Raw genomic sequence first — 18627 nt, forward strand, 5'->3', positions numbered from 1 at the left:
CCTACCGCCCCTACGGCGCCACCCCCGGCGCCCCGGTACGCGGCGCAACCGCGCGCACACGCGGTTTCGTGGAAGGAACCCCGTACGTGAAGCGAAAGCTGACAGCCGGCGCCGTACTCTCCGCCACCGCCCTGCTCGCCGGCGTGATCCAGATCGCCGTCGTCCCCGCCGCCCAGGCCGCCGCCCCGGCCCCGGAGCAGCAGCGCGCGGCGCTGCTCGCGCTGGCCGCCGGGCAGAGCACCCCGGTCGCACAGGCCCTGTCCCTCGGCGGCCAGGAGCGGCTGGTGGTCAAGGACGTCGTCGCGGACGCCGACGGCGCGCGCCACCTGCGCTACGAGCGCACCTACGCCGGCCTCCCGGTGCTCGGCGGCGACCTGGTCGTCCACCAGCGCGCCGACGGCTCGGTGAGCTCGGTCGACCGGGCCTTCGACGGCCGGTTGTCGCTGCCGAGCCTGGCCCCGGGCCTGGCCGCCGGGCAGGCCGCCGAGCGCGCCACCGCCGCGGTGCGGGCGACCGTCGGGACAGCCGTCGACCAGGACGAGCCGGCGCTCAGCCGGGTCGACGGCGCGGGCGCGGCCGAGCTGGTGGTGTGGGCGACCGACGGCACCCCGCGGCTGGCCCACCGCACGGTGGTCCGCGGCGAGCGGGCCGACGGCACCCCGAGCAGCCAGCAGGTGGTCACCGACGCCGCCACCGGCGCGGTGCTCTCCACCCACGAGGAGTTCCAGACCGCGGCCGGCACCGGCAAGGGCGTCAACGTCGGCACCGTCCCGCTGACCACCACCCAGAGCGGCTCGACCTACTCGCTGAAGGACGCCTCCCGGGGCAACCAGTCCACCACCGACCTCAAGGGCGCCACCTCCGGCAACGGCACGCTGTTCACCAGCACCACCAACTCCTGGGGCAACGGCCTGGCCTCCAACCGCCAGTCCGCCGCCGTGGACGCCCAGTTCGGCGCCGCCGCGACCTGGGACTACTACAAGAACACCTTCGGCCGCAACGGCATCAAGAACAACGGCGTCGGCGCCACGAGCCGCGTCCACTACGGCTCCAACTACGTCAACGCGTTCTGGAACGACTCCTGCTTCTGCATGACGTACGGGGACGGCTCCGGCAACACCAACCCGCTGACCGCGATCGACGTCTCCGGCCACGAGATGACCCACGGCGTCACCTCCGCCACCGGCGGCCTGAACTACTCCGGCGAGTCCGGCGGCCTCAACGAGGCCACCTCGGACATCTTCGGCACCATGGTCGAGTGGTCGGCCAACCTGCCCGCCGACCCGCCGGACTACCTGATCGGCGAGAAGCTCAACATCAACGGCAACGGCACCCCGCTGCGCTACATGGACAAGCCCTCCAAGGACGGCAGGTCCGCGGACGCCTGGTACTCCGGCGTCGGCAACCTGGACGTCCACTACTCCTCGGGCATCGCCAACCACTTCTTCTTCCTGCTCGCCGAGGGCAGCGGCGCCAAGGTGATCAACGGGGTCAGCTACAACAGCCCGACCTCCAACGGCTCGACCGTGACCGGCATCGGCCGGACCAAGGCCGCCGCGATCTGGTACCGCGCGCTGACCGTCTACTTCACCTCGACCACCAACTACGCGGGCGCCCGCACGGCGACCCTGAAGGCCGCGACCGACCTGTACGGCGCCACCAGCGCCGAGTACAAGGCGGTGGCCGCGGCCTGGAGCGGGGTCAGCGTCAACTAGGGCCGGCCGGCACCAACCAGCCACCCCCGGTAAAACCGGCGACAGGCTGCCGCGGCCCTTTGGGAGAGGAGGCCGCGGCAGCCTGTCGACCGTCGCGTGGAGGGGAGTCCGCTCAGGCGGTGGCCGGCTGCAGCTCGCCGCGCTCCTCCTTGCCGAGCATCCGCTCGGCGAAGAACCCGCCGGTGGGCAGCACCGAGAGGACGAACAGCAGGACACCGCGCTTGGCGTCCCACTTCTGCGCCTGCCAGGCCTGGATCCAGAAGACGACGTACAGGATGAACAGGATCCCGTGGATCATGCCCATCACCGGGACGCCGTCGAAGGACGTGGTCCGCTTCAGCACGGAGCAGATCAGCAGCAGGATGAACGAGACCCCTTCGGGGCCGGAGACCAGGCGCAGGCGGTGGACGGCGCTGCTGTTCACGATGGGTACCTCAATACGGGGGTCGGAGGCGTACCTGCTTGTGAAGCGACTCACAAGCCTTCCGGCCATTATCACCGAGCACACGTCCGAACCCCCGGCCGGGGTGGGCACCGTGCCCGATGTCACAGCCGTGCGCCAGAACCCGGCCGGACGCGGCGGCCCGTCACCCGCTGCCCCTATCCTGCTGCCCGCGCGTCCATCGAACCGGGCGCCGCAGACGTCGGACGACCGGGGGTAGCCACACATGTTCAAGCGGGACTGGGACCGAAGGACCTGCGCCAAGCGCGGCCACATCACCTACGCGCCGGCCGAGGCCGAGCTGGCCGCCCGGCTGCACGCCGCGACCGCCCTCGGCGACGCCTGGCGCTGCCTGCGCTGCGGCGACTTCGCGCTCGGCGCCCCGCACGGCTCCGGCCCGGCGCAGGACGCCCCGCTGGTGCCACGCGGCAAGGCGCTGCGGGACCTCTTCATCCTGCGCTTCCTCGCGATCGAGCGGGTGCTGCGCGGCCTGCTGATCATCATCGTGGCCTGGGCCGTCTGGAAGTTCTCCAACAGCCAGGACGCCGTGCACCGGGTCTTCGACGAGAACCTCTCGGTCTTCCGGCCGGTCACCGACCACTTCCACTGGGACCTCGAACACTCGCCGATCGTCGACACCATCCGCAAGACCTTCGACTACAAGAAGAGCACCCTGCTGATCGTCGCGGGCGCGCTGCTGACCTACGCGCTGATCGAGATCGTCGAGGCGGTCGGCCTCTGGATCGGCAAGCGCTGGGCCGAGTACCTGACCGTGGTCGCCACCGCCGCCTTCCTGCCGCTGGAGGGCTACGAACTGAGCCACCACGTCAGCGCGGTGAAGATCGGCACGCTGGTGCTGAACATCGCCGCCGTCCTGTGGATCATGCTCTCCAAGCGGCTGTTCGGCCTGCGCGGCGGCGTGGTGGCCTTCGAGGCGGAACGCCACTCGGCCTCGCTGCTGGAGGTCGAGGAGGCGGCCGGCGCCGTCCCGCACGCCGCCCGGGGGGCGCACGCGCGGGCGTGACCGGCGCGTTTGTCGCAGACCCGTACCAGTTCGTCCCCACCCCCTCGCCCGGCCACGGCCGCTCCCGCTAGATTGCGGCCGTGGCACAGTTCAGACTCCAGGGATCCCGGGTACTCGCGGTCGAGTTGGCCGGTGAGGCCGTCAAGGCCAGACACGGCTCGATGGTCGCCTACACCGGCCAGATGAGCTTCAAGAAGCTGACCGGCGGTGGGGACGGCCTGCGCGGCATGGTCGCCCGCCGGCTGACCGGCGAGCAGATGACCGTCATGGAGGTGAAGGGACAGGGCACCTGCTACTTCGCCGACAAGGCCACCGAGATCAACCTGGTCAGGCTGAACGGCGAGACGCTGTTCGTCGAGGCGGACAACCTGCTGTGCACCGAGGGCTCGCTGCGCACCGGCACCACCTTCACCGGGCTCAACGGGATGTCCTCCGGCAACGGCCTGTTCACCACCAAGGTGGAGGGGCACGGCTGGGCCGCCGTCACCTCGAACGGGCCCGCGATCATCCTGCGGGTCGACAAGAGCCAGCCGCTGCGGGTGGACCCGGGCGCCTACGTGGCGCACACCGGCAGCCTGCACCGCAGCCTGAAGTCCGGCGCGGGCTGGACCACGGTGATCGGCGAGGGCGGCGGCGAGGCCGTCCAGGTGGAGTTCACCGGGGAGGGGCTGGTGTACGTGCAGCCGTCGGAGAAGGTCACCATCGGGGGCGACGTCTGATGGGCTTCACGAAGATCAACGGCAAGATGGTCGAGGCCCTGCTGGTGCCCGGTCAGCGGCTGTTCAGCCAGCGCGGCGCGATGCTCGCGTACACCGGCGACGTCCGCTTCACGCCGAACATCACCGGCGGGCAGGGCGGCGTGATGTCGATGATCGGCCGCCGGGTGGCCAACGAGGACACCCCGCTGATGACCGTCGAGGGCCAGGGCCGGGTGATGTTCGGCCACGGCGGCCACCACGTGCACGTGATCGACCTGGTCGGCGACACCCTGTACGTCGAGGCGGACCGGCTGCTGGCCTTCGAGGGCACGCTGCGCCAGTCCACCATGTTCATGGGCTCGCAGGGCGGGGTGATGGGCATGGTCCGCGGCCAGGTCACCGGGCAGGGCCTGTTCACCACCAAGCTGGAGGGCCAGGGGGCGGTCGCGGTGATGGCGCACGGCGGCGTCTTCGAGCTGCCGATCGTCCCGGGCCAGTCGGTGCACGTCGACCCGCAGGCGTACGTGGCACACCGCGGCCAGGTGCAGAACAAGCTGTCCACGGCGCTGGGTTGGCGCGACATGATCGGCCGCGGCTCCGGCGAGGCGTTCCAGCTGGAGCTGTCCGGGCAGGGTGCGGTGTACGTCCAGGCGAGCGAGGAGAAGCTCTGATGTCCTACCCGCCGCAGCCGCCGTACGGGCAGTCGCCGTACGACCAGCCGACCCAGCCCGGCTTCGCCGCGCCCCCGCCGCCGGGCTACGGGCCGCAGCCCGGCCAGGGCTACCCGCCCCCCGCGCCGGGTTACCCGCAGCAGGGTGGCTACCCGCCGCCGCCTCCCCCGCAGCAGCCCCAACAGGCCTACGCCCAGGAGCAGTTCGGCGGCCCACAGGCCCCGCTGCCGAGCGCCCACGGCGGCTCCGGCCCGGTGGTGTACGACGCGTTCAGCCTGCCGGTGAACGACAACGTCAACCCCTACGCCTTCTCGGTCGACCTGAACGGCTCGTACTTCCTGCAGAAGGGCAAGATGGTCGCCTACTACGGCGACATCACCTTCAAGGGCGTCGGCGCCGGCGTGCTCGACCGGATGATCGGCCAGCACTTCAACTCGCCGATGCACGCGGCGGACTGGGTGGTCGCGCAGGGCCGCGGCAAGCTGCTGCTGGCCGACCGCGCCTTCGACCTCAACTCCTACGACCTGGACGAGGGCAACCTGACCGTCCGCTCGGGCAACCTGCTGGCCTTCGACCCGTCGCTGCGGCTCAAGCAGTCGATCATCCCGGGCTTCCTGACCCTGATCGGCACCGGGAAGTTCGTCGCCGCCTCCAACGGGCCGGTGCACTTCGTCGAGCCGCCGATCCGGGTGGACCCGCAGGCGCTGGTCGGCTGGGCGGACTGCCCGGCGCCGTGCCACCACTACGACCACGACTACATGCACGGGCTGATCGGCGGCATCCGGCGGCTGACCGGGCTGGGCGGCGCCTCCGGCGAGGAGCACCAGTTCGAGTTCATCGGCGCCGGCCAGGTGCTGCTGCAGTCCAGCGAGAAGCTGATGGCGGAGCGGTCGGTCGGCCAGGTGGACGCCGAGGCGGGCGTCCCGGTGGGCGGGGTGCCGTCCCAGCCGGCGGCGTCCGGCCACGGCGGGGGCAACCTCAATGTGCCGGGCCTCGGTAACCTGGGCGATCTGGGACGGCGTTTCGGCCTGTAAACTTGTACAAGATTGAACTAAATGCGGTATGCTGACCCGCATGGATACGCACACGATCGACACTGCGGACACCCCTCCGTCGCAGCCCGAGGAGGAGACTCCCTGGCTGACCGCCAGGGAGCAGCGGATGTGGCGCGCCCATCTGGAGGTCGCCAAGCTGCTGGACTACCAGCTCAGCCGCGAACTCCAGCCGCACAACCTGGCGATCAACGACTACGAGATCCTGGTCGTCCTCTCCGAGGCCCCCGACCGCCGGATGCGGATGACCGACCTCGCGACCGCCACCCTGCAGTCCAAGAGCCGGCTCTCGCACCAGATCACCCGGATGGAGAACGCCGGACTGGTGCTGCGCCAGGAGTGTCCGGGCGACCGCCGCGGCCTCTACGCCCACCTCACCGAGCAGGGCTGGGAGACCATGCAGCGGGTCGCCCCCGACCATGTGCGCAGCGTCCGGTCGCACTTCATCGACCGCTTCACCCCGGAGCAGTTGGACGCCATGTACGAGGCGCTGGCCCCGGTCGCCGAGCACCTGCGAGGGCTTCGCGGCCGCTCCTGACCGACGGCGCGACCTGACCGACGTACGGGGAAGGGGGGCCGGTCCCGGGACCGGCCCCCCTTCCCCGTACCGCCGTCAGCCCCGGGTGAGCCCGGCCACCAGCTCGTCGGCGGCGCCGTACGGGTCCAGCTCGCCCGCCACCACCCGCTCGGCCAGGCCGGCCAGATGGCGGTCCCCGCGCAGGTCGCCGATCCGGGTGCGCAGTTCGGCCAGCGCGATCGCCTCGATCTCGTCGGAGGCCCGGCGGCGGCGGCGCACCGCCAGCTCACCGTGCTCCTCCAGCCAGGCACGGTGCTTCTCCAGCGCCTCGACCACCTCGTCCACGCCCTCGCCGCGGGCGGCGACGGTCTTGACGATCGGCGGCCGCCAGTCCCCCACGTCCCGGGCCTCGCCGAGGCCGAGCATGTGGTTGAGCTCCCGGGCGGTGGCGTCGGCGCCGTCCCGGTCGGCCTTGTTGACCACGAAGACGTCGCCGATCTCCAGGATCCCGGCCTTGGCGGCCTGGATGCCGTCGCCCATCCCGGGGGCGAGCAGCACCACGGTGGTGTCGGCCTGGGCGGCGATCTCCACCTCCGACTGACCCACCCCGACGGTCTCGACCAGGATCACCTCGCAGCCGGCCGCGTCCAGCACCCGCAGCGCCTGCGGCGCCGTCCAGGACAGCCCGCCGAGGTGGCCGCGGGTGGCCATCGAGCGGATGAACACCTCGGGATCCGTGGCGTGGTCCTGCATCCGGACCCGGTCGCCGAGCAGCGCGCCGCCGGAGAACGGCGAGGACGGGTCGACCGCCAGGACCCCGACCCGCTTGCCGAGCCGCCGGTAGGCGGAGACCAGCGCCGAGGTGGAGGTGGACTTGCCGACCCCGGGCGAACCGGTCAGGCCCACCGTGTAGGCCTGACCGGTGTACGGCGCGAGCGCGGCCATCGCCTCGCGCAGCTGCGGGGCCGCGTTCTCGACCAGCGTGATCAGCCGGGCGACCGCCCGCGGCCGGCCCGCCCGGGCCTGTTCGACCAGCGTGGCGACATCGATCATCGGGAGCTCCTAGGGCGGATGCGGATGCCGAAGGGGCTGCGGACCGCTTGTGGCGGTCCGCAGCCCCGAAGATCAGATCAGCTGATCAGGCCTTCGGGACGCGCACGATCAGCGCGTCGCCCTGGCCGCCGCCGCCGCACAGCGCGGCCGCGCCGACACCGCCGCCGCGCCGCTGGAGCTCCAGCGCCAGGTGCAGCACCACGCGGGCACCGGACATGCCGATCGGGTGGCCGAGCGCGATCGCGCCGCCGTTGACGTTGACGATGTCCGAGGAGACGCCCAGGTCCTTGGTCGACTGGTAGGCGACGGCCGCGAACGCCTCGTTGATCTCGATCAGGTCGAGGTCGGAGACCTCCAGGCCCTCCTTGGCCAGCGCGTGCCGGATCGCGTTGGACGGCTGCGACTGCAGCGAGTTGTCCGGGCCCGCCACGTTGCCGTGCGCGCCGATCTCGGCGATCCAGCTCAGGCCCAGCTCCTCGGCCTTGGCCTTGCTCATCACGACCACCGCGGCGGCGCCGTCGGAGATCTGCGAGGAGGTGCCGGCGGTGATCGTGCCGTCCTTGGCGAACGCCGGGCGCAGTCGGGCCAGGCCCTCGACGGTGGTGTCCGCGCGGATGCCCTCGTCCTGGCCGAACAGCACCGGCTCGCCCTTGCGCTGCGGGATCGCGACCGGGGTGATCTCGGCGTCGAAGACGCCGTCGGCCTGTGCCTTGGCGGCCCGCTGGTGGGAGGCCGCGGCGATCTCGTCCTGCACCCCGCGGGCGATGCCCAGGCGGGTGTTGTGCTTCTCGGTCGACTCGCCCATCGGAATGTTCTCGTAGGCGTCGGTGAGGCCGTCGTGGGCCATCGCGTCGAGCAGCTCGACCGCGCCGTACTTGTAGCCCTCGCGGGACTTCGGCAGCAGGTGCGGGGCGTTGGTCATCGACTCCTGGCCGCCGGCCACCACGATGTCGAACTCACCGGCCCGGATCAGCTGGTCGGCCAGCGCGATGGCGTCCAGGCCGGAGAGGCACACCTTGTTGATGGTGAGCGCCGGGACGTTCATCGGGATGCCGGCCTTGACGGCGGCCTGGCGGGCCGGGATCTGCCCGGCGCCGGCCTGCAGCACCTGGCCCATGATCACGTACTGGACCTGGTCACCCGTGACGCCGGCCCGTTCCAGTGCGGCCTTGATCGCGAAGCCGCCGAGGTCAGCGCCCGAGAAGCCCTTGAGGGAGCCGAGCAGGCGGCCCATCGGGGTCCGCGCACCGGCAACGATCACAGAGGTGGTGTTGGTCATGGGACGAGCCCCTTCGCACGTCGTGGCCAGGTGAGGATGCGCTCAATGTACTGACCTGTTACCCGCCCGTCACCGGAGCGACGGTGTGATCGAGCGCACTGGCACCCTCCAGTCAACACCGTGTCAACGCGGCCCGGGTGAACCCCCGGCGTGTGAGCAGACTCGCACGTCCGGCGGTGGCGCCGGTCGAGAGCGATGCGCTGCACTGGTGCCACCTGGTTCCCTACGTCGCCAACCCGCCTCCCGGAGGTCACCGTGCTGACCCGTATCGACCACATCGGCATCGCCTGCCGCGACCTCGACAAGACGGTCGAGTTCTACCGCGCCACCTACGGCTTCGAGGTGTTCCACACCGAGGTCAACGAGGAGCAGGGCGTCCGCGAGGCCATGCTCAAGATCAACGACACCGGCGACGGCGGCGCCTCCTACCTCCAGCTGCTGGAGCCCACCCGGCCCGACTCGACCGTCGCCAAGTGGCTGGAGAAGAACGGCGAGGGCGTGCACCACATCGCCTTCGGCACCGCCGACGTGGACGGCGACGCCGAGGCCGTCCGGGCCAAGGGCGTGCGGGTCCTCTACGACGAGCCGCGGATCGGCTCGATGGGCTCGCGGATCACCTTCCTGCACCCCAAGGACTGCGGTGGTGTGCTGACCGAGCTGGTGACCTCCGCCGGGCCCGACGAGCACGCCGCCCACTGAGCCGACGGGTGCCGTCCACCCGGGCGGCACCCCCGTCCCACCGGTCATGACCCGTCAGTAACCTCGTCGGACAGTCGGAAAACCCCCACGCGGCCATTCCCCCGCAGTGCGCTCCCACTACAATGCCCAGGTGCGCGAAGGCTCCGGGGGACGGAGGCGACGGGCACGGCCGATGACAGGCCCGTCCGCCCTGCGGTGGCCGGCCCGTCGCAGGGGAGTCCAGTACGCGGGCACGGCTGAACAGTCGCAACACGGATCTGTCACCATTCTCCACAAGGCAAGAGTTCGCCCAGGAGTCCACCCGGACGAGGGAACGCGGGATCACCGCGCTTCCACGCCCAGGGCTCCGACCACCGCGGAGTGCGGCCCCGGCATGACCGGAGGGCCGTCCACCGGCTGCGGATGCAAGGAGCCAGTCGGACCGGCACCCGGACAACGGGGGCCCTGGACCGGCCGGGTCGAGGACGCGACCAGGAGATGGATGGGACCGCGGAGTGCGGGGCAACGACCGCTACGAGGTTGACGATCACCTCTCCCAGTTCGAGGCCGAGATGGGTCGGACTCGAAAGGAGCGGGACAAGGCAGTCGAGCATGCCGAGGACCTCGCCTACCAGGTGGAGGTGCTCCGGGCCAAGCTGCACGAGTCCCGCCGCATGCTCGCCCAGCCGCGCGCCTTCGACGCCGTCTCCGGCCAGGCCGAGCAGATGCTCCGCACTGCCGAGATGCAGGCCCAGCAGCTGCGCGCCGACGCCGAGCGCCAGCTGCGCGACTCCCAGGCCGCCACCCAGCGGATCATGGCCGAGGCCGCCGAGCGCACCGCCCGACTGGAGGCCGAGCTCACCGCCCGCCGCCGCCAGCTGGAGGACGAGCTCGCCGAGCTGCGCCACACCGCCGAGCAGCACGTCAACGGCTGGGCCGAACAGACCCGGGCCGGCTCCGAGCAGGAGGCCCAACGGCTGCTCCAGGAGGCCCGCGCCGAGGCCGAGCGGATGGTCGCCGCCGCCCGGGCCGAGGCCGTCGCGCTCTCCGACCAGGCCCGCGCCCAGACCGCCGCCGACGTCGACGCCGCCCGCGGCGAGGCCCAGGCCGCCGCCGAGGCCGCCCTCCAGCGGGCCCAGAGCGACGCCGAGCGCCTGCTGCGCGCCGCCTCCGAGCACGCCCAGCAGGCCGGCGCCCAGGCCGCTGCCGAGGTCGGTGCCGCCCGCGGCGAGGCCCAGCAGCAGCTCGCCGCCGCGCACGCCGCCGCCGAGCAGCAGCTCGCCGCCGCGAAGGCCGAGATCGACCGGCTCAAGGAGCAGTCCGCCACCGAGCAGAGCCGGGCCGAGCAGCAGCTCGCCCACGCCCAGGCCGAGATAGAGCGGCTGCGCGCCGAGGCGATCGCCGAGGCCGAGCGCACCCGCCGCGAGTCCGCCGAACTGCGCGCCCAGGCGGAGCAGGCCGCCGAACAGCTCCAGGCCGACGCCGAGGCGGCCGCCGAGCGCAAGGTCGCCGACGGCGAGGCCGCCAACGAGCAGCGCTCGCAGACCGCCCGCGCCGAGGTCGCCCGGATGGTCGCCCAGGCCACCAAGGAGGCCGAGGCCATCCGCGCCGAGGCCACCACCAAGCAGGCCGAGGCGGAGGCCGCCAAGGCCGCCGCCGCCGAGGAGAGCGAACGGCTGCGGGCCACCGCCGAGTCGGTGGCCGGCGAACTGCGCGCCGAGGCCGAGGCCGCGATCGCCGAACTGCGCGCCCAGGCCGAACGGGACGTCGCCGAGTTGCGCGCCCACGCCGAGGCCGAGGCCCAGCGGCTGCGCCACGCGGCCGAGGAGGAGGGCCGGGCGACCGGCGCCAAGGACGCCACCGTCCACCTCGCCAAGGCCGCCAAGACCGCCGAGGAGGTGCTCGGCCGGGCCAACCAGGACGCCGAGACCGCCCGCACCGAGGCCGCCACCGAGGCCGAGCGGATCCGCACCGAGGCCGCCGCCGAGGCCCAGCGCCTGCGCGAGCAGGCCCAGGCCGCCGTCGAGCAGGCCCAGAACGCCGCCCTCGACGACGCCGCCGCGATCCGCGAGCGGATCGAGCAGATGCAGGACGAGGCGGCCCGGCTGCGGGCCGAGGCCGAGGAACTTCGCGCCCAGGCCGCCGCCGAGGCCGACCGGGTCCGCGGCGAGGCCCGCCGCCAGGCCGTCGTGCAGATCGAGGAGTCGGCGAAGAACGCCGAGGAGCTGCTCACCAGGGCCAAGGCCGACGCGGACGAGCTGCGCGCCGGCGCGGCCGGGGAGATCGAGCGGCTGCGCGAGCAGGCCCACGAGCAGGCCGCCGAGACCCAGGGCCGGGCCGAGCAGACCCTGGCCCGGGCCCGCGCCGAGGCCGCGAAGACCACCGCCGCCGCCGAGCAGCAGGGCCAGGACGCCCTCGCCGCCGCCAAGGCCGCGGCCGCCGAGAACCGCGCCGCCGCCGAGCGCGAGACCGCCGAACTCCGCCGGGACGCGGCCGAGTTCGACCAGCGGGTCCGGTCCGAGGCGAGCGCCGCCGCGGCCGCCGTCACCGCCGACGCGCAGGCCGAGGCGAACGCCGTCCGGGACGCCGCGGTGGCCGACGCCGAGCGCGTCCGCACCGAGGCCGACACCGAGGCCGCCCGTACCCGGGGCGAGGCCGAGGCCGCCGCGAACGCGCTGCGCGAGGAGAGCCGGCGCGAGCACGAGGAGGCCGCCGCCGGCCTGCGCCGCGAGCGCGAGGAGACCGCCGAGCTCCTGGCCGCCGCCCAGGCCACCCACGAGCAGGCCGAGCAGACCGCCGCCGACCTCGCCGAGCGCACCACCGCCGAGACCACCGCCCAGCGCGCCGAGGCCGAACAGGCCGCCGCCGAACTGCGCGCCCTCGCCGAGCGCGAGACCTCGGAGCAGCGCGAGCTGGCCGACCGCGAGACCACCGAACAGCGCACGGCCGCCGAGGCGTACGCCGCCGACGTCCGCGCCGAGGCCGAGCAGGCCGCCACCGAACTGGCCGAGCGCACCACCGCCGAGACCACCGCCCAGCGCGCCGAGGCCGAGGACCTGCTGGAGAGCGCCCGGAGCGCCGCCGAGCAGCGTCAGGCCGAGGCCGCCCGGGACGCCAAGGCCGTCCGGGAGAAGGCCGCCGCCGACCTGGCGCTGGCCTCCGAGCAGGCCGAGACGGTCCGTGCCGAGGCCGGTCGCGAGCTGTCCGAGGCCCGCGCCACCGCCGACGGCATCCGCGCCGAGGCCGCCGCCGTCCTGGAGCAGGCCCGGGTCGACGGCGAGGAACTGGTCGCCGCCGCCGGGGCCGAGGGCGCCGCCCTGGTCACGGCCGCCGAGGAGGAGGCCGCCGAGGTCCGCCAGTCGGTGGCCGGCATGCACGAGGCCGCCGCCGAGCAGATCGCCGAGCGGCGGGCCGCCGTCGAGCGGGAGGCCGCCGAGCTCCTCGACCGGACCGAGCAGGCCGCCGCCGAACTGCGCGAGCTGGCCGAGCGGGAGACCACCGAGCAGCGGGCCCTCGCCGACCACGAGACCGCCGAACAGCGCGAACTCGCCGACCGCGAAACCACCCAGCAGCGCGAACTCGCCGACCACGAGACCGCCGAACTGCGCGCCCGCACCGACGCCGAGACCACCGCCCTGCGCGAGCGGACCGAACTGGAGCTGGCCGCCGAGCGCGAGGCCCACGAGGCCGAGCTGGGCCGGCAGCGCGCCGAGGCCCAGGCCTACGACGCGCACCTGCGGGCGGAGGCCGACGCCGTGCTGCGCGCGGCCCAGGAGAACGCCGAGCAGCTGCGCGCGGACGCCGAGGCCCAGGCCGTGCGGACGATGGCCGCCGCCGACGAGCGCTCGGCCGCCCTGGTCGCCGACGCCGAGGAGCTGGCCGCGGCCCTGCGCACCGAGGCCGAGGAGTACGCGCTCGCCACCCGCACCCTCGCCGACGAGTACGACGCTGCCGCCCACGGCCGCGCCGACGCGTACGACGCGGAGACCCGGGAGGCTGCCGAGCAGTTCGACCGGGCCACCCGCGAGCAGGCCAACTCCGTCCTGGAGAAGGCGTTCGCGGACGCCGAGGCGCTCGGCGAGGACGCCCAGACCACCGCGCTGGCGACCACCGCCGCCGCCGAGGAGCAGGCGGACGCGATGGTCGCCGCCGCCCGCAAGGAGGCCGACCGGCTGGTCGCCGCCGGCGAGGCGGCCGGCCAGGCCGAGGTGGAGAAGGGCCGGTCCGACGCCGACACGCTGCTCGCCGAGGCCCGCCGGGACGCCACCGCGATCCGCGAGCGCGCCGAGGAGCTGCGCGAGCGCACCGACGCCGAGGTGGAGGCGCTGCACGAGCGCGCCCGCAAGGAGAACGCGGCGGCCATGAAGTCGGCCGGCGAGCGGGTCGACGCGCTGGTGACGGCCGCTCAGGAGCAGCTGACCGAGGCCGAGGAGCAGGCGGTGGCCACCGTCGCCGAGGCCGAGGAGCGCGCGGCGGCCCTGGTCGCGGCCGCCGAGGAGCGGGCGGGCGAGCTCACCTCGGAGGCGTCCGCGGAGGCCAGCAAGGTCCGGATCTCGGCCGTCCGCAAGGCCGAGGGCCTGCTGAAGGAGGCGGAGACCAAGCTCGCCGACTCCACCGACCGCGCCGAGGCGCTGATCGTCAAGGCCGAGGCCAAGCTGCAGTCGGCCGAGGCCGAGGCCGAGGAGCGGCTGGAGAGCGCCGCCGCCGAGGCGGAGAAGCGGCTTCGGGACGCCGACCGCGGCGCGGACGAGCAGGTCGAACTGGCGAAGGCGGAGGCCGAACGGCTGCTCGCCGAGGCGCAGGCCGAGGCGAAGCGGGTCACCGACGAGGGCCGGCGCGAGCTGGACGAACTGGTGCGCCGTCGCAAGGACATCAACACCGAGATCTCCAGGGTCCAGGACGTGCTGTCCGCGCTGGAGGCGTTCGAGGCACCGTCACCGGTGGCCCAGGCCAACGGGGGAAGCACCACCAAGAAGGACGGGGGCGCCAAGGCGGGTGCCGGAATTGGCTCCCCCCGGTCGGGCGGCAATCGTTCCAAGAACGCACCACCCGATTGAGCGGACATTGTCCGCGGGACAACGGCAACTCGCCGTCGACACTCCGGTACCGTGTCAGGATTCCCCCAACCACCTCAGCGGTTTGACGACAGGAAGCCCAGAACCCCATGAGCGACAGTCACTCCCCTCACGGCTTCGACCTGGTGCGCCGTGGGTACGAGCGCGCCCAGGTCGACGAGCGGATCACCAAGCTGGTGGCCGACCGTGACAGTGCCCTGACCCGGATCAGTGCGCTGGAGAAGCGCATCGAGGAGCTCCACCTGGAGACCCAGACCGCGCAGGCCGCGGTCACCGAGGCGGAGCCCTCCTACGCCGGTCTCGGCGCCCGGGTCGAGAAGATCCTGCGACTCGCCGAGGAGGAGGCCAAGGACCTGCGCGACGAGGCGCACCGCGCTTCCGAGCAGCACCGTGAGCTCGCCGAGGCCGCCGCCCAGCAGGTCCGCACCGAGGCCGAGAACTACGCCAAGGACCGCAAGGCCAAGGCGGAGGACGAGGGTCTGCGGATCGTCGACAAGGCCAAGAGCGACAGCGCCCAGCTGCGCGCCGAGGCCAACAAGGACGCCCAGAACAAGCGCGAGGAGGCGGACGCCCTCTTCGAGGAGACCCGCACCAAGGCCGCCCAGGCCGCGCTGGAGTTCGAGACCAACCTGGCCAAGCGTCGCGAGCAGTCCGAGCGCGACCTGGCCGCCCGTCAGGCCAAGGCCGAGAAGCGTCTGGCCGAGATCGAGCACCGGGCCGAGCAGCTGCGCCTGGAGGCCGAGAAGCTGCGCACCGACGCCGAGCGCCGCGCCCGTCAGACCGTCGAGACGGCCCAGCGCCAGTCCGAGGACATCGTGGCGGACGCCAACGCCAAGGCGGACCGGATCCGCAGCGAATCCGAGCGCGAGCTGGCGGCGCTCACCAACCGCCGCGACAGCATCAACGCCCAGCTGACCAACGTCCGCGAGATGCTGGCGACGCTGACCGGCGCGGCCGTGGCCGCCGCCTCGCTGCCGGGCGACGACACCCTGGGCGTGCCCGCCCAGCAGTCGCGCTGACGCCGACGCCGGCAGGCCCTCACCCGCCCGGGTGAGGGCCTGCCGTCTTTTCAGCCGTCATCATCTCGGATGAGTGGGCATCACCGCGGATAGGCCCCGTCGGGCCGCTGGTGCCCGCTGCTGAGCTGGTTGCCCTCGTCGTCCGAGACGGTGCCGAACCACGAGGTGCACCAGACCGACACCGAGTCGGGCCAGTACTGCACCTCGAACGGGTGGCCGGATCCGTGGTCGCCGTACGAGGTGACGACGAAGGTCTCCCCGGGGCGCAGCCAGTAGTCCTCGCCGAGCGGCTCCAGGGTCAGTTCGACCAGTCCCTCGCCGCGGTTGGTCACGGGCATCCGCCCGGTCACCTCCAGCGCCGAGAAGTCCCAGCCGGCCGTGTCCTCCCTCATCCGGCCGCCACCCGGGCCAGCAGGTCGCGGACGGCGGTGTCGAACGCCTCCGGCGCCTCCAGGGCGCTCAGGTGGCCCGCCCCGGGGATGACGGTCAGTTCGGCGTCCGGCCGGGCCCGGACCATCAGCTCGGCCTCCTGCGGCGCCACCAGGGGGTCCTGCGCGCCCGCGACGACCGCGACCGGCACCCGCAACCCGGCCAGGACGTCCAGCGCGTCCGGCCGGACCGCCATGGCTCGCTGGGCCCAGGCGACGGCGGCCGGCGGCGCGGCCGCGACCAGTGCCTGCACCCGGTCCAGCAGATGACCGGAGTCCGGCCCGAGCTGCCCGGCCGCGACCTGCTCGTCGAGCAGCAGCCGGACGCTGTCCCGGGCGGTGACGGCGGCGGCGATCCGCTCCCGGTTGGCCCGCACCGCGTCGGTGTCGGCGGTGGCGCGGGTGTTGGCCAGCAGCAGGCCGGCCAGCCGGTCCGGGTGGCGGCGGGCGAAGGCGAGCGCCACGTAGCCGCCCATGGAGAGCCCGCCGACCACCGCGCGCCCGATCCCGGCCGCGTCCAGCAGCAGCGCGAGGTCGTCGGCGACCAGGTCCAGCGAGGGCTCGTCGGCCCCCAGCTCGGTGCCGCCGAAACCGCGCTGGTCCGGGGCGAGCACCCGGGCCTCGTCGCCGGTCAGTCCGGGCAGCGCGTCCAGTTGGGCGGACCACATCGAGGCGTTCAGCGGGAAGGCGTGCAGCAGCACGATCGGTGTTCCGGTACCGCTCTCGCGGACCGACAAGGCGGAGGGGAGCTGGGTCATGGGCCCACCGTATTCCGGCACGCCCGGCGGGCCCACTCAGCGGGCCGCGATATCCGCTTTGTCCTAGCCTGACAGCGAGTAAGGGAGCGCGGATGATCGAGTTGCACGACCTGACGAAACGTTACGGCAAGACCCTCGCCGTGGACCGGCTCAGCTTCCAGGTCCCCCAGGGCGTGGTGACCGGATTCCTCGGTCCGAACGGCGCCGGCAAGTCCACCACCATGCGCATGATCCTCGACCTCGACCGCCCCACCAACGGCCGGGTCACCATCGACGGCAGGCGCTACGGGCAGCTCAGCGAGCCGCTCAAGTACATCGGCGCACTGCTGGAGGCCAAGTCCGTCCACCCCGGCCGCACCGCCCGCGACCACCTGCTCTGGCTCGCCCAGAGCAACCGCATCCCGACCCGCCGGGTGGACGAGGTGCTCGCCCTGGTCGGCCTCACCCCGGTCGCCCGCAAGCGGGCCCGCGGCTTCTCGCTCGGCATGGGCCAGCGCCTGGGCATCGCCTCCGCGCTGCTCGGCGACCCGGAGATCGTCATGTTCGACGAGCCGGTCAACGGCCTGGACCCGGAGGGCATCCTCTGGATCCGCAACCTGATGAAGCGGCTCGCCACCGAGGGCCGGACGGTCTTCGTCTCCTCCCACCTGATGAGCGAGATGGCCGTCACCGCCGACCACCTGGTGGTCATCGGCAGGGGCCGGCTGCTCGCCGACCTGCCGATGCCGGAGTTCATCCGACGCAACTCCCGCTCCGCCGTACGGATGCGCACCCCACACCCCGAGCGGCTGCTCGACGCCCTGGCCGGCGCCGGGATCCGGCCCGAGCCCGGGCCGGGCGGCTCCTACGAGGTGGTCGACGGCGACCTCGCCCGGCTCGGCGACCTGGCCGCGGCCCACGGCGTCGTCCTGCACGAACTCAGCCCGCAGCAGGCCTCGTTGGAGGAGGCGTTCCTGCAGATGACGGCCGACTCGGTGGAGTACCACGCGGGCGACGGGCCGGGCCGGGACGCGGCCGGCGCACCCGGCGTCTGGGGCGCCGGGTGGACGGCGGACGGCACCCGGCAGTCCGCGGCGGCACGGCAGGAGGAGAACTGAGATGACGTCCTTCCCGGCGATCCTGCGCTCCGAGTGGACGAAGATCCGCAGCGTCCGCTCGACGGTCTGGACGCTCGCGCTGACCTTCGTCGTCACCGTCGGCATCGGCGCGCTGCTGTCCCTGCTCACGAACAACAACTTCACCGAGTTCCGCCGGAGCGACCAGTCCCCGTTCGACGCGACCGGCACCTCGTTCTCCGGCATCATGCTCGGCGAACTCGCCATCATCGTCTTCGGCGTGCTGGCGATCGGCAACGAGTACAGCACCGGCATGATCCGGGTCACCCTGGCCGCCGTCCCCCAGCGCGGCACCCTGCTCACCGGCAAGGCGACGGTGCTCGGCGCGATGGCCCTGGTGGTCTCGGTGGTGACGGCCTTCGTCACCTTCTTCCTCGGCCAGGCGCTGCTCGGCTCGCACGCCACCGGCCTCGGCGAACCGCACGTGCTGCGCGCGGTGTTCGGCGCCGCGCTGTACCTGACGCTGCTCTGCCTGTTCTCGGCCGGCGTCACCACGATGCTGCACAACCAGACGCTGGCGCTGGGCGTGCTGGTGCCGTTCTTCTTCCTGCTCTCGCCGATCCTCTCGGCGGTGCCGAAGGTCAAGACCCTGGCCCACTACTTCCCGGACTACGCGGGCTCGCGGATGCTGCTGGTGTACGAGCAGCACGGCCAGCCGTACGGGCCGTGGACCGGCTTCGTGATCTGCCTGGCCTGGACCCTCGCCGCCCTGGTCGGCGGCGCGCTGGTGCTCAAGAGCCGGGACGCCTGAGGCGGTTCAGTACCGCGGAGCGCCGCGGCCGCGCAGGATGTTGGAGGCCCGGCGCTCCCGCGCACCCCAGCAGGAGCGGTGCCAGTGCCGCCGGTCGTCCACGCCCGCACCGTACGCCGGCCAGGCCACCACATGGCCCACCCCGGGCGGGATCTCCTGGTCGCAGCCCGGGCAGCGGTAGTGCCGCCCGGCCGTCCCGGCGACCGTCTGGACCACCCAGTCGTCGCCCCGGTAGCTCTCGGTGCGGCGCAGCGATCCACCGAGTGGGGCGGCCGGCTCGGCGCTCTCGCGGGGGTCGGCGCTCTTGATCCGGTTGCGGCGCGGCGACACGTCGGACTACCTCTCTTCCAGG

The 18627-nt window shown here is 73.2% G+C and carries 17 protein-coding genes; 11 read left to right on the plus strand and 6 right to left on the minus strand.

The window, feature by feature from the left end; all coding sequences use genetic code 11:
- The first annotated feature begins 86 nt into the window (after positions 1-86).
- The gene (locus ACIOJE_RS05525) at positions 87-1715 is read left to right on the plus strand and encodes a M4 family metallopeptidase (protein WP_400773545.1); all 1629 of its coding nucleotides are present in this window, start codon (positions 87-89) and stop codon (positions 1713-1715) included.
- A 112-nt stretch (positions 1716-1827) separates the two neighbouring features.
- On the opposite strand, the gene ACIOJE_RS05530 is transcribed toward ACIOJE_RS05525, so the two are convergent.
- Entirely contained in the window at positions 1828-2139 is a 312-nt protein-coding gene (locus ACIOJE_RS05530) for a DUF3817 domain-containing protein (RefSeq protein ID WP_400773546.1), read from the minus strand.
- A gap of 244 nt (positions 2140-2383) precedes the next feature.
- On the opposite strand from ACIOJE_RS05530, the gene ACIOJE_RS05535 reads away from it, so the two are divergent.
- From ACIOJE_RS05535 to ACIOJE_RS05555, 5 genes are all read left to right on the plus strand, one after another.
- On the plus strand, positions 2384-3181 hold the full coding sequence (locus tag ACIOJE_RS05535) for a DUF2127 domain-containing protein (protein ID WP_400773549.1): 798 nt from the start codon (positions 2384-2386) through the stop codon (positions 3179-3181).
- An 80-nt stretch (positions 3182-3261) separates the two neighbouring features.
- The gene (locus ACIOJE_RS05540) at positions 3262-3900 is read left to right on the plus strand and encodes an AIM24 family protein (RefSeq protein WP_280675976.1); all 639 of its coding nucleotides are present in this window, start codon (positions 3262-3264) and stop codon (positions 3898-3900) included.
- Positions 3900-4550: an AIM24 family protein gene (locus ACIOJE_RS05545; protein WP_280675978.1), complete on the plus strand. Its 651-nt coding sequence runs from the start codon at positions 3900-3902 to the stop codon at positions 4548-4550. Before ACIOJE_RS05540 ends, ACIOJE_RS05545 begins: the two co-directional genes overlap by 1 nt.
- Positions 4551-4774: 224 nt before the next feature.
- Positions 4775-5584: an AIM24 family protein gene (locus ACIOJE_RS05550; RefSeq protein WP_400668730.1), complete on the plus strand. Its 810-nt coding sequence runs from the start codon at positions 4775-4777 to the stop codon at positions 5582-5584.
- A 40-nt stretch (positions 5585-5624) separates the two neighbouring features.
- The gene (locus ACIOJE_RS05555) at positions 5625-6140 is read left to right on the plus strand and encodes a MarR family winged helix-turn-helix transcriptional regulator (RefSeq protein ID WP_280675980.1); all 516 of its coding nucleotides are present in this window, start codon (positions 5625-5627) and stop codon (positions 6138-6140) included.
- A 75-nt stretch (positions 6141-6215) separates the two neighbouring features.
- On the opposite strand, the gene meaB is transcribed toward ACIOJE_RS05555, so the two are convergent.
- Together meaB and ACIOJE_RS05565 are read right to left on the minus strand one after the other, a co-directional pair.
- Positions 6216-7172 carry a methylmalonyl Co-A mutase-associated GTPase MeaB gene (meaB, locus tag ACIOJE_RS05560; RefSeq protein WP_400773550.1) on the minus strand — a complete coding sequence of 319 codons (957 nt, stop codon included), beginning with the start codon at positions 7170-7172 and terminating at the stop codon, positions 6216-6218.
- Positions 7173-7257: 85 nt separating this feature from the next.
- A complete protein-coding gene (locus tag ACIOJE_RS05565) occupies positions 7258-8451 on the minus strand; it encodes an acetyl-CoA C-acetyltransferase (protein ID WP_280675984.1) in 1194 nt (397 codons plus the stop codon).
- A gap of 255 nt (positions 8452-8706) precedes the next feature.
- Between ACIOJE_RS05565 and mce the strand changes: the two genes are divergently transcribed.
- The 3 genes from mce to ACIOJE_RS05580 all read left to right on the plus strand — a co-directional run bounded on the left by mce (position 8707) and on the right by ACIOJE_RS05580 (position 15223).
- Entirely contained in the window at positions 8707-9150 is a 444-nt protein-coding gene (gene mce / locus ACIOJE_RS05570; protein WP_280675985.1) for a methylmalonyl-CoA epimerase, read from the plus strand.
- Between the two features lie 494 nt (positions 9151-9644).
- Positions 9645-14186, plus strand: a complete 4542-nt coding sequence (locus ACIOJE_RS05575; protein ID WP_400773554.1) for a hypothetical protein — start codon at positions 9645-9647, stop codon at positions 14184-14186.
- Positions 14187-14293: 107 nt separating this feature from the next.
- Complete coding sequence (locus ACIOJE_RS05580) at positions 14294-15223, plus strand: cellulose-binding protein (protein WP_280675989.1); 930 nt, start codon at positions 14294-14296, stop codon at positions 15221-15223.
- An 80-nt stretch (positions 15224-15303) separates the two neighbouring features.
- Here the strand turns inward: ACIOJE_RS05580 and ACIOJE_RS05585 are convergent, their stop codons facing one another.
- Both ACIOJE_RS05585 and ACIOJE_RS05590 read right to left on the minus strand, forming a co-directional pair.
- Positions 15304-15615 (minus strand): hypothetical protein, encoded by a 312-nt coding sequence (locus tag ACIOJE_RS05585; RefSeq protein ID WP_280675991.1) that lies wholly within the window; start codon positions 15613-15615, stop codon positions 15304-15306.
- On the minus strand, positions 15612-16409 hold the full coding sequence (locus ACIOJE_RS05590) for an alpha/beta hydrolase (RefSeq protein WP_280675993.1): 798 nt from the start codon (positions 16407-16409) through the stop codon (positions 15612-15614). Before ACIOJE_RS05590 ends, ACIOJE_RS05585 begins: the two co-directional genes overlap by 4 nt.
- Positions 16410-16501: 92 nt before the next feature.
- On the opposite strand from ACIOJE_RS05590, the gene ACIOJE_RS05595 reads away from it, so the two are divergent.
- Together ACIOJE_RS05595 and ACIOJE_RS05600 are read left to right on the plus strand one after the other, a co-directional pair.
- Entirely contained in the window at positions 16502-17506 is a 1005-nt protein-coding gene (locus ACIOJE_RS05595) for an ATP-binding cassette domain-containing protein (protein ID WP_280675995.1), read from the plus strand.
- Between the two features lies 1 nt (position 17507).
- The gene (locus ACIOJE_RS05600) at positions 17508-18275 is read left to right on the plus strand and encodes an ABC transporter permease subunit (protein ID WP_280675997.1); all 768 of its coding nucleotides are present in this window, start codon (positions 17508-17510) and stop codon (positions 18273-18275) included.
- Positions 18276-18281: 6 nt separating this feature from the next.
- On the opposite strand, the gene ACIOJE_RS05605 is transcribed toward ACIOJE_RS05600, so the two are convergent.
- On the minus strand, positions 18282-18605 hold the full coding sequence (locus ACIOJE_RS05605; RefSeq protein ID WP_280675999.1) for an ATP/GTP-binding protein: 324 nt from the start codon (positions 18603-18605) through the stop codon (positions 18282-18284).
- Positions 18606-18627 lie beyond the last annotated feature (22 nt).

This window comes from Kitasatospora sp. NPDC087861, from assembly GCF_044742585.1.
In the GTDB taxonomy this organism is placed as follows: Bacteria; Actinomycetota; Actinomycetes; order Streptomycetales; family Streptomycetaceae; genus Kitasatospora.

Coding starts and splice junctions, on each gene's coding strand:
- ACIOJE_RS05535 (WP_400773549.1), top strand. CDS start 2,384: ATGTTCAAGCGGGACTGGGACCGAAGGACCTGCGCCAAGCGCGGCCAC.
- ACIOJE_RS05600 (WP_280675997.1), top strand. CDS start 17,508: ATGACGTCCTTCCCGGCGATCCTGCGCTCCGAGTGGACGAAGATCCGC.
- ACIOJE_RS05545 (WP_280675978.1), top strand. CDS start 3,900: ATGGGCTTCACGAAGATCAACGGCAAGATGGTCGAGGCCCTGCTGGTG.
- ACIOJE_RS05555 (WP_280675980.1), top strand. CDS start 5,625: ATGGATACGCACACGATCGACACTGCGGACACCCCTCCGTCGCAGCCC.
- meaB (WP_400773550.1), bottom strand. CDS start 7,172: ATGATCGATGTCGCCACGCTGGTCGAACAGGCCCGGGCGGGCCGGCCG.
- ACIOJE_RS05580 (WP_280675989.1), top strand. CDS start 14,294: ATGAGCGACAGTCACTCCCCTCACGGCTTCGACCTGGTGCGCCGTGGG.
- ACIOJE_RS05565 (WP_280675984.1), bottom strand. CDS start 8,451: ATGACCAACACCACCTCTGTGATCGTTGCCGGTGCGCGGACCCCGATG.
- ACIOJE_RS05595 (WP_280675995.1), top strand. CDS start 16,502: ATGATCGAGTTGCACGACCTGACGAAACGTTACGGCAAGACCCTCGCC.
- ACIOJE_RS05590 (WP_280675993.1), bottom strand. CDS start 16,409: ATGACCCAGCTCCCCTCCGCCTTGTCGGTCCGCGAGAGCGGTACCGGA.
- ACIOJE_RS05585 (WP_280675991.1), bottom strand. CDS start 15,615: ATGAGGGAGGACACGGCCGGCTGGGACTTCTCGGCGCTGGAGGTGACC.